Below are 10,724 nucleotides of genomic sequence, written 5' to 3'. Positions count from 1 at the left end.
AACCTCCTTAACACCGGGCGCCTCAGCCCCGCCCCTTGCGCCATTCGGAGGCCAGGACCGCCCAGATCTCCTGGTCGTGGCGCTTGCCCCGGTAGGGGTAGGCCTCCCGCAGCACTCCCTCACGGGTCATCCCCAGCCGCTGGGCCGCGGCGACGCTGCGGGTGTTGGCTGCGGAGGCGATCCACTCCACCCGGTGCATCCCCCGTACGTCGACGGCCCAGTCGATCAGCACCCTGGACGCACGGTTGACCAGGCCCCTCCCCTGGCCGGCCGGCTCCAGCCAGCAGCCGATCTCGCAGGTGCCGGTCTCCGCCTCGAATATCCGGAACAGGACACCGCCGACCAGCGTGCCGTCCAGCCAGATGCCGTGGAGCCGACCGGTGTCGGCCGCCTGCTTGTCCGCGTACCGCTGGAGCAGTGCGCGGGCGGAGGCGAGGTCCGTGGCAGCCGCGGCGAACGGGATCCAGGGATCGACGAGATCGCGCGCCCGGTCCATGTGAGCCAGGAATTCCTCCGCCTGCCAGGGTTCGAGCGGGCGGAGCTCCGCCCCGTCATCCCCCAGTGACACGGTGAACACAGTTGCTCTCCTCGGTCTTCGAGACGTCCCGGTGGACGCGCTCCGCGACGGTCCGGCCGGACCCGGCGGTGCGTCTTCCCGGAATCCTCGCACGTGGTGCCGCGTGGTCCGGCGGCTCGGTGCCGAGGTGCGGGAGCAGCCGGCCCGGCCGGGCGGGCAGCCACCGGTTCGCGCCCCGGGCCCCACCGCGCGGCCGGCACCGCACGACCCCTTGCCCCCCTCCTCCCCCGTCAGCCGGAGACGCTCGCCCTGCCGTTCTCGATGTGGCCCATCAGCCGCCGCCGGAAGGAGCCCGCTTCGTCGGCCGTCACCACCAGGTCGTACCAGCCGTGGGCGTCGGCGGCCGAATGCACGACCGTACGGCTGCGCCCCGGCTTGACCTTGACCGTCCGCGTCCAGTCCCGCAGGTCGTCCTCGTCGACGTAGCCGAGGGGCCGCACGGTGTAGGTCAGCGTCCGCCTGCCGTTGTTGCGCAGCGTGAGATGGACGTCCCGCTCGTGGGCGTCGATGCGGGAGGAGACTTCCGCGGCGCCGTCGGAGGCTCCCTCGAACTCACGCCTGAAGCCGTTCGGGCCGGTGACCGTGAAGCGGTACGCCTCGCCGGTCAGCGGCACCGTCCACCGTGCCGTGCCCCTGACGTCCCGGTGCTGCGGAGCGGCGAACTCCCGTGCGTACGGGTAGAGCGTGAAGTGCGCGGACGACCTGCCGGTGTTGCTGAGGTCCAGCCGCAGCCCGCCGTCCACGCGCTTCGCCTGCGCGTCGGGCTGGTAGGGCAGGGGCCGGGCCGGGCGGACGCCCGCCTCAGGGACCGGCATCTGCTGGACGGCCGGCGGCTCCGGCCGCCAGCGTCCGCCGAACGCCGGGATCGCGGCGGGGCGCTCCGTCCCGGGCTGCCGCCGTGTACGGGTGAAGTCGAAGGCCGAGGTGAGGTCACCGGTGACCTGTCGCCGCCAGGCACCGATGTTGGGCTCCTCCACGCCCGTCCAGCGCTCCAGGAGGCGGATCACGGAGGTGTGGTCGAAGACCTCGGAGCAGACGTATCCGCCGACCGACCACGGGGAGACGACCAGCAGCGGGACCCGCACACCGAGGCCGGTGGGCTTGCCCTCCCACTGCTCCTCGGTCACCTCGGCGGGTGCCACCGGCGGCGGCACGTGGTCGAAGAATCCGTCGTTCTCGTCGTAGTTGATGAGGACGACCGTGCGCCGCCACACGTCGGGGTGCTTGCCGAGTGCGTCCAGGATCTTGTAGACGATCGTCGCGCTGTGCACCGGCGAGGAGACGCTCGGGTGTTCGGAGTCCACCGCCGACGGGACCAGGTAGGAGACCTCGGGCAGCGTCCCCGCCGCCACGTCCTTGGCGAACTCGTCGGCGAGCGTGCCCGTCTCCACCCGGCGCAGTCCCCTCTCGAACAGACTGCGCTCGGCCGCCGTCAGACCGGCGACGCCCTCGTCGAGGAGGCCCAGCAGCCGCTCGCGCTCGGCGGCTCCGTCCGCGTCGCGCACGGTGGCGTAGAAGGACTCCATGTACGTATGGCCGTCGGTCCTCGCCAGGGCCTTGCGGGCGATGGCCTTGAAGGTGGTGAAGAACTCGATCTGGTTGTCGGTGAAGTTCTCCCACTCGGTGTACGTCCTCCAGCTCCGCCCTGCCTTCTCCAGCCGCTCGGCGTACGTGCCCCAGTCGTATCCGGGGTGGGTGCCCTCGCTGTACGCGTCGTTGCCCACGGCCCGCTTGCCGTTCGGCTCGTCGCCCGTCTTCCCGCTCCACAGGTGGTTGCGGTTCGGGCTGGTGGAGGTGTGGATCGAGGAGTGGTAGGCGTCGCAGACCGTGAAGGTGTCGGCGAGTTCGTAGTGCAGCGGGATGTCGCCGCGGTCGTAGTACGCCATGGTCGCGGCCGTCTTCGCGGTGACCCAGCCGTTCATCCAGCCACCGGCCCACGCCCTGGCGCCACCGCTCCATGAGTGGTCGAGGTCACCGATGTACTGCAGGTCCTTCTTCTGCGCCTCGGCGGCCTCGCGCACGGGGAACGGCAGCACGGTCGTGCCCAGCGGTCCGGGCTGCTCGAAGACGGGCCTGCCGGAGGGGAGTTCGATCGCGTTGCGGTCGCCGAAGCCGCGTACCCCGCGCAGCATTCCGAAGTAATGGTCGAAGGAACGGTTCTCCTGCATCAGGATCACCACGTGTTCCACGGCGTCCAGCCCCGCGCCACCGGACCGGTCGGCCACGGGCTGTGCGGCGATCGCCGCCTGGAGCGACGGGGGCAGGAACGATTCCGCCGCGGCGGCGCCGAGGGCGCCGCCCCCGAGCGCGAAGAGCCGCCGCCGTGACATGTCCGTGGTCAAGTGAGCCTCCCGATTCCGTGTCTACGGCTGGAAAGTAATCACGCCGGGTGGCGGCGGGAAGACCGCCGTACGGACTGGCGGTGAACGTCCTTCCGACCGGCCGGCACACGGTGGGCGGCGTCGCGGGGCTGGGCACGCACATCTGCCGCCCGTCATCTGCCGGCCGGTCCCAGGCTCTCGCGGTACGGAAAAGGGGCGGTGCACCCGGTCGACGGGTGCACCGCCCCCAGGGCGTGCCGGGGATCAGCCCTCGACGCCGAGCTTCTCCAGGATCAGCTCACGCACACGCGCCGCGTCCGCCTGACCGCGGGTGGCCTTCATGACCGCGCCCACCAGCGCACCGGCCGCGGCGACCTTGCCGCCGCGGATCTTGTCCGCGATCGCCGCGTTGGCGGCGATGGCCTCGTCCACGGCGGTGCCCAGCGCGCCCTCGTCGGAGACGACCTTCAGGCCGCGCTTCTCGACGACGGCGTCCGGGTCGCCCTCGCCCGCGAGGACGCCTTCGAGGACCTGGCGCGCCAGCTTGTCGTTGAGGTCACCGGAGGCGACCAGCTCTGCCACCCGGGCGACCTGCGCCGGGGTGACCGGCAGCTCGTCCAGGCTGCGGCCGGTCTCGTTGGCGTTACGGGCGAGCTCGCCCATCCACCACTTGCGGGCCTGGTCGGAGGGAGCGCCCGCGTCCGTCGTGGCGACGATCAGGTCGACCGCGCCCGCGTTGAGGATGGACTGCATGTCGTGCTCGTTGACACCCCACTCCTCCTTCAGCCGCTTGCGGCGCAGCCGGGGCAGCTCGGGAAGCCCCTTGCGGAGCTCCTCGACCCAGTGGCGGGAAGGGGCGACCGGCACCAGGTCCGGCTCGGGGAAGTAGCGGTAGTCCTCGGCGTTGTCCTTGATGCGGCCGGCCGTGGTGGAGCCGTCCTCCTCGTGGAAGTGCCGGGTCTCCTGCACGATCGTCCCGCCGGACTTCAGGACCGCGGCGTGGCGCTGGATCTCGAAGCGGGCGGCGCGTTCGACGGAACGCAGCGAGTTGACGTTCTTCGTCTCGGAGCGCGTGCCGAACTTCTCGGTGCCGTGGGGGCGCAGCGACAGGTTGACGTCGCAGCGCATCTGGCCCATCTCCATCCGGGCCTCCGAGACGCCGAGCGCCTTGATGAGCTCACGGAGCTCGGCGACGTACGCCTTGGCGACCTCGGGGGCGCGTGCGCCGGCACCCTCGATCGGCTTGGTGACGATCTCGATGAGCGGGATGCCCGCGCGGTTGTAGTCGAGCAGCGAGTGGGAGGCGCCGTGGATACGGCCGGTGGCGCCGCCGACGTGCGTCGACTTGCCGGTGTCCTCCTCCATGTGCGCGCGCTCGATCTCCACACGGAAGACCTCGCCGTCCTCCAGCTGGACGTCCAGATAGCCGTCGAAGGCGATCGGCTCGTCGTACTGGGAGGTCTGGAAGTTCTTCGGCATGTCCGGATAGAAGTAGTTCTTCCGGGCGAAGCGGCACCACTCGGCGATCTCGCAGTTCAGCGCGAGGCCGATCTTGACGGCGGACTCGACGCCGATCTCGTTGACGACCGGCAGCGCGCCCGGCAGTCCGAGGCAGACCGGGCAGGTCTGCGAGTTCGCGTCCTGCTTGAGCTCGGTGGAGCAGCCGCAGAACATCTTGGTCCTGGTGCCGAGCTCCACATGGACCTCGAGGCCCATGACGGGGTCGTACGCCGCGAGGGCGTCCTCGTACGACTCCAGGTCGATGACAGTCACGATGAAACTTTCCCTCTCAGCCCAGCAGGACGTCGTCGTCGCCGAGACGCTTGAGCTCGCGGTAGAGGATCGCGAGTCCGGTCACGATCGCGGCGGCGGACACGGCGGCGTCGATCAGCCGCAGCGTGTCCTTGTCCTGGCGGGCCATCCTCGCCTGCTTGACGACGCTGAGCGCGCCGAAAGCGGTGGTGCCCAGCGACACGTACACGCCGGACTTGGACGACTTGAAGTTCTTGGCCTTCTTAGCCATTGCGCTCATAGTGACGGAGCCTCCTCAAGCAGCGGGTGCCCCCACTTTTCCACGAAAGCGGCCTCGACGGCTGCTCCGACCTTGTACAGCCGGTCGTCCTTCATGGCGGGGGCGATGATCTGCAGTCCGACCGGGAGGCCGTCCTCCGGGGCCAGGCCGCAGGGCAGCGACATGGCGGAGTTGCCGGCGAGGTTGGTCGGGATGGTGCACAGGTCCGCGAGGTACATCGCCATCGGATCGTCGGCGCGCTCGCCGATCGGGAAGGCGGTGGTGGGCGTCGTCGGCGAGACGATGACGTCCACCTGCTCGAACGCCTTCTCGAAGTCCTGGGTGATGAGGGTACGGACCTTCTGCGCCGAGCCGTAGTACGCGTCGTAGTAGCCGGAGCTGAGCGCGTACGTACCGAGGATGATGCGGCGCTTGACCTCGTCGCCGAAGCCGGCCTCGCGGGTGAGGGCGGTGACGTCCTCGGCGGAGCGCGTGCCGTCGTCGCCGACCCGCAGGCCGTAGCGCATGGCGTCGAAGCGCGCCAGGTTCGAGGAGCACTCGGACGGCGCGATCAGGTAGTACGCCGAGAGCGCGAGGTCGAAGGACGGGCAGTCCAGCTCGACGATCGTGGCGCCGAGGGACTTCAGCAGTTCGACGGACTCGTCGAACCGCTGGACCACTCCGGCCTGGTAGCCCTCGCCCGTGAACTGCTTGACCACACCGACGCGCATGCCCTGTACGGAACCGTTGCGCGCGGCCTCCACGACCGGCGGGACGGGCGAGTCGATGGACGTCGAGTCGAGCGGGTCGTGTCCGCCGATGACCTCGTGCAGCAGCGCCGCGTCCAGGACCGTACGGGCGCAGGGGCCGCCCTGGTCGAGGGAGGACGAGAAGGCGACCATGCCGTAGCGGGAGACACCGCCGTAGGTGGGCTTGACGCCGACGGTGCCGGTGACGGCGGCGGGCTGGCGGATGGAGCCGCCGGTGTCCGTGCCGATGGCGAGCGGGGCCTCGAAGGAGGCCAGCGCGGCGGAGGAGCCACCGCCGGAACCGCCCGGGATGCGGGTGAGGTCCCAGGGGTTGCCGGTCGGGCCGTAGGCGCTGTTCTCGGTGGAGGACCCCATGGCGAACTCGTCCATGTTGGTCTTGCCGAGGATGACGACGTCGGCCGCCTTCAGCTTCTTCGTGAGGGTCGCGTCGTACGGCGGGACCCAGCCCTGGAGGATCTTCGAACCGACGGTGGTCGGCATGTCCTGCGTGGTGAAGATGTCCTTGAGCGCGAGCGGGACACCGGCCAGCGGGCCGAGCTTCTCGCCGGCCTCACGCTTGGCGTCGACGGCGCGGGCCTGCGCGAGCGCGCCCTCACGGTCGATGTGCAGGAAGGCGTGGACCTTCTCGTCCACGGCGTCGATCCGGGCCAGGTGGGCCTCGGTGACCTCGACGGCCGTCAGCTCGCCGGAGGCGATCCTCTCGGCGATCTGGGCCGCGGTGAGCTTGATGATGGTGCTGATGTCCGTCATGGCTGTTAGTCCTCCCCCAGGATCTGCGGCACCTTGAAACGCTGCTGCTCCTGGGCCGGGGCGCCGGAGAGCGCCTGCTCGGGGGTGAGCGACGGACGGACCTCGTCCGCCCGCATGACATTGGTCAGCGGCAGCGGGTGGGAGGTCGGCGGTACGTCTTGGTCGGCGACCTCGGAGACGCGGGCGACCGCGCCGATGATGTCGTCGAGCTGACCGGCGAAGTGTTCGAGCTCTTCGCCCTTCAGCTCCAGACGCGCCAGCCGGGCGAGGTGGGCGACCTCCTCGCGCGTGATGCCAGGCATGCAGCGATCCTCAGGGGTTGGTGTGTGGTTTTGGCCCAATCCTATGGGGTCGCCGGAGGCCTCTGCGGCGCGTGGACCGGGCCCGTCCGGCGATTGAGGACAAAACGGTCGCCGGGTGGGCCCGTGCCGCCTTCAGGCCGTCGCCGGGCCGGACACCGCCCGGCCGGCCGGGCGCTGCTGCTCCACCTCGGGCTGCAGCGCCGCAGCCGTGGCCTTCCGCTCCGCGGGCCGCCGCCATCCGTGCTCACCCCGCGCCCGGAGCCAGGCCGTCGTCTCCTGCGGGGGCATCGCGGCGGCGACCAGCCATCCCTGCACCGCGTCGCAGTGCAGGTCGCGCAGCCGCTCCCAGGTCTCGTCGTCCTCGACCCCCTCGGCGACGACGATCAGCCCGAGCGAGTGGGCCAGGTCGATGGTGCAGCGGACGATCTCGGCGTCCTCGTGGTCCACCGCCAGCCGCGCCACGAACGACCGGTCGATCTTGAGCTCGCTGACCGGCAGTTTCCGCAGATGGACGAGGGAGGAGTAGCCGGTGCCGAAGTCGTCGAGGGACATCTTCACCCCGTGCGCGGTCAGTGCCGCCAGGGTGTCGGCGGCCCGCTGGGGGTCCTCCAGCAGGACGTGCTCGGTTATCTCCAGTTGCAGCGCGCCGGCCGGGACCCCGTGCCGGGCGAGCCGTGCGGCGACACTGCCCGCGAAGCCGGGGGTGTGGACGTCGCGCGGCGAGACGTTGACCGCGACCGGGACGAACAGCCCCTGCGACCGCCACCGGGCCACCTGGGCCAGCGCGGTCTCCAGCACGTACTCGGTGAGGTGGGGCATGAGTCCGGAGGATTCCGCGATCGCGATGAACTCGTCCGGGGGGACCCGCCCGCGCTCCGGGTGCACCCAGCGCACCAGTGCTTCCAGGCCGGCGACCTGGCCGTCGAACCGGACCTTGGGCTGGTAGTGGAGTTCCACCTCGCGGGCGTCCAGGGCACGCCGCAGGTCGCCCAGCAGGCCGAGCCGGTCCGGGGTGTTGCTGTCGCGCTTGGACTCGTAGACCTCCACGCCCGTGCGGTCCCGCTTGGCCTGGTACATGGCCACGTCCGCACGCCGCAGCAGCCCTTCGGCGTCCAGTGCGTGGTCGGGGTGGACGGCGACGCCCGCGCTCGCCTCCAGCACGAGCGTCAGCCCGTCCAGGCCCAGGGGCGAGGAGAGTCCGGCGACGAGGCTGCGGGCGATGCGCTGGGCGCTGGTGATCGAGTCCGCGGCCGGCAGCAGTACGGCGAACTCGTCGCCGCCGAGCCGCGCGGCCTCCGCACCACGTGGCAGGGCGAGCCGCAGCCGTTCCGCGATCTGGAGCAGGAGGCGGTCCCCGGCGAGATGGCCGAGGGTGTCGTTGACGGCCCGGAAACGGTCGAGGTCGATGAGGACGAGCGCGGACCGGGTGCCGGTGCCCTCGGCTTCCTCCAGGGCCGCCCATGTCCGCTCCAGGAGCCACTGGCGGTTGGGCAGGCCGGTGAGCGGGTCCCTCAGCTGCTCCTCGGCCCGTGCGCGGGCGATCCAGAGCGTGGAGTCCAGGGCGATCAGCGGGACGGCGAAGAGCGGAAGCAGCACGGGCTTGGCCGACGCCACCACACAGATCAACGGGGCGATGCCGAGCAGGGCGACCGCCACGAGGCCCTGGCGTAACAGCGCGGTGCGGGCGATCGTCGGAAGCCCGCCGCCCTGGGACGCCCTGGCGTACCACAACAGGACGCGGGTGACGAGGAGATACGCGGCGGCGGCGAGCAGCACGTCCGGTACGGCGCCGACGCCCCAGTGGAGAGGCCGCCAGGGCGTCTCGACGCTCGGCACGTCGCCGAAGGCGGACAGGACGAGTGCGGCCGCCCCGATGCCGAGTATGTCCACGGCTCCGTGGAGCAGCCCCTGCCACCACCGGTGACGCCGGGCCGAACCGACGAGCACCACGACGACGAGGCTGACCAGTCCGGCGGCGACCCAGCCGTAGAGGAGCAGGACGGCGAGAGTGAGGGCGGCGCCGGAACCCGTGCCGCCCCACCAGCGGTCGCGTCCCAGGGCGACCAGATGGCCCACGATGATTCCGGTGAGCAGGGCGAGCGACCAGCCCGCGGTGCCGGCGGGGAACAGCGCGCGGCCGTCGTGGACCGTCCGGTAGAACCCGGTCGCGAGCTGCAGGGCGGCGACCGCCACGACGACGACACCCACCCTGGACGTGAGGCCCGCGAAACCTTGCAGCCGCGACACCGGTGCGGCGCTCTCGGTCGGTTTCATTCCGTCCCTCTCACAGCCTGCGGTGCCGATGTCCCACGGTGGCCCCCGCTCCCATGCCACCACGACCCGAATCCCACCACGCGGCCGGGCACGGCAGGTGCTCGCTCAACAGTAGGCCGACGAGGGCCCCCGCGGGCAGCGCTCTGCAGCTCTTGCCCGAATGCGGTTACGGCTCTCCTGACCGTCCGACATACGCCGAACGAGTGATGCGGACCGGGTTTTCCGGCTCCCTCCTGTCCGCCTCGTCCGCTTACTTCCCCCGTCGCCCATGACCACGCGTCGTCCACATATCGATCGCGCCTCGATCAGGTCTGCTCGGCGGGGACCGCGGCCTCCCGGGCCGCGTCCGGCCCCTGTCCGAGGAGCACGGCGAAGCCCTCCTCGTCGAGGACGGGCACCTTCAGCTGCATCGCCTTGTCGTACTTCGAACCCGGGTTGTCGCCCGCCACCACGAAGGAGGTCTTCTTCGAGACGGATCCGGTGACCTTCGCCCCGCGGCTCTGGAGGGCGTCCTTGGCGCCGTCCCTGGTGTGCGCGGTCAGGGTGCCGGTGACCACCACGGTGAGCCCCTCCAGCGGTCGTGGCCCTTCGTCCTCGCCCGCGCCCTCGTCCTCCATCCGGACGCCGGCCGCCCGCCATTTACGCAGGATCTCGCGGTGCCAGTCCTCGGCGAACCACTGCTTGACCGAGGCGGCGATGATCGGGCCCACCCCGTCCGCGGCGGCGAGCTCCTCCTCGGTCGCCTCGTCGATCCGGTCGACGGACCGGAACTGCCTGGCCAGCTCGACGGCGGCCACCGGCCCGACGTGCCGGATCGAGAGCCCGGTGAGGATACGGGCGAGCGGGGCCTGCCTCGCCGCCGCGATGCCCTCCAGCATGCCGAGGGCGTTCTTCTTCGGCTCGCCCTGCTGGTTGGCGAAGACCGTGGCGATCTTCTCCTCGCCCGTCTTCGGGTCGCGCTTGGGCAGTCCGCTGTCCGCGTCCAGGACGTACGCCCGGATGGGCAGCAGCTGTTCCACCGTCAGACCGAAGAGGTCGCCCTCGTCCAGCAGCGGCGGCTCGGCGGGCTCCAGCGGCTTGGTCAGGGCCGCGGCGGCCACATAGCCGAAGTGGTCGATGTCCAGGCACTTACGGCCGGCGAGATAGGCCAGGCGCTCCCGCAGCTGGGCGGGGCAGGAGCGGGCGTTGGGGCAGCGGAGGTCGATGTCGGCCTCCTTCATGGGCCGCAGTGCCGTCCCGCACTCGGGACACTCGGACGGCATGACGAACTCCCGCTCGCTGCCGTCGCGCAGGTCGACGACCGGACCGAGGATCTCCGGGATGACGTCGCCCGCCTTGCGGAGCACCACCGTGTCACCGATGAGGACGCCCTTGGCCTTCACCACGTTCTGGTTGTGCAGGGTGGCGAACTCGACCTCGGAACCCGCCACTTCGACCGGCTCGACCTGGGCGTACGGCGTGACCCGGCCGGTGCGTCCGACGCCGACCCGGATGTTGACCAGCTTGGTGTTGACCTCCTGGGGCGCGTATTTCCAGGCGATCGCCCAGCGGGGCGCGCGCGAGGTGGAGCCCAGTCTTCCCTGGAGCGGGATCTCGTCGAGCTTGACGACGACGCCGTCGATCTCGTGTTCGACCGACTGCCGGTTCTCGCCGAAGTGGGCGATGAACTCCCGCACCTCGTCCAGGGACCGGACCACCTTGTTGTGCTTGGCGGTCGGC

General features: G+C 71.0%; 8 protein-coding genes. All 8 read right to left on the bottom strand.

Annotated features, from left to right (window positions below):
- Positions 1 to 22: 22 nt before the first annotated feature.
- Positions 23 to 577, bottom strand: a complete 555-nt coding sequence (locus VN520_RS13120) for a GNAT family protein (protein WP_325747072.1) — start codon at positions 575 to 577, stop codon at positions 23 to 25.
- A gap of 230 nt (positions 578 to 807) precedes the next feature.
- Positions 808 to 2,919, bottom strand: coding sequence for a phosphocholine-specific phospholipase C (locus tag VN520_RS13115; protein ID WP_325747071.1), 2,112 nt, complete (start codon positions 2,917 to 2,919; stop codon positions 808 to 810).
- A gap of 243 nt (positions 2,920 to 3,162) precedes the next feature.
- Complete coding sequence (gene gatB / locus VN520_RS13110; protein WP_325747070.1) at positions 3,163 to 4,671, bottom strand: Asp-tRNA(Asn)/Glu-tRNA(Gln) amidotransferase subunit GatB; 1,509 nt, start codon at positions 4,669 to 4,671, stop codon at positions 3,163 to 3,165.
- 16 nt (positions 4,672 to 4,687) lie between these two features.
- Positions 4,688 to 4,930, bottom strand: a complete 243-nt coding sequence (locus tag VN520_RS13105) for a hypothetical protein (protein WP_325747069.1) — start codon at positions 4,928 to 4,930, stop codon at positions 4,688 to 4,690.
- A complete protein-coding gene (gatA, locus tag VN520_RS13100; protein WP_325747068.1) occupies positions 4,927 to 6,429 on the bottom strand; it encodes an Asp-tRNA(Asn)/Glu-tRNA(Gln) amidotransferase subunit GatA in 1,503 nt (500 codons plus the stop codon). The genes VN520_RS13105 and gatA overlap by 4 nt, the downstream gene beginning before the upstream one ends.
- 5 nt (positions 6,430 to 6,434) lie before the next feature.
- Positions 6,435 to 6,731 (bottom strand): Asp-tRNA(Asn)/Glu-tRNA(Gln) amidotransferase subunit GatC, encoded by a 297-nt coding sequence (gatC, locus tag VN520_RS13095; protein ID WP_014153935.1) that lies wholly within the window; start codon positions 6,729 to 6,731, stop codon positions 6,435 to 6,437.
- Positions 6,732 to 6,863: 132 nt separating this feature from the next.
- Positions 6,864 to 9,005 (bottom strand): bifunctional diguanylate cyclase/phosphodiesterase, encoded by a 2,142-nt coding sequence (locus tag VN520_RS13090; RefSeq protein WP_325747067.1) that lies wholly within the window; start codon positions 9,003 to 9,005, stop codon positions 6,864 to 6,866.
- A 305-nt stretch (positions 9,006 to 9,310) separates the two neighbouring features.
- Positions 9,311 to 10,724, bottom strand: a 1,414-nt coding sequence (gene ligA / locus VN520_RS13085; protein WP_325747066.1) for an NAD-dependent DNA ligase LigA, incomplete at its 5' end; no start/stop codon positions are given.

The organism is Streptomyces sp. (assembly GCF_035563135.1).
Taxonomy (GTDB): Bacteria; Actinomycetota; Actinomycetes; order Streptomycetales; family Streptomycetaceae; genus Streptomyces.
This window is presented reverse-complemented; position numbering and strand designations above follow the sequence as displayed.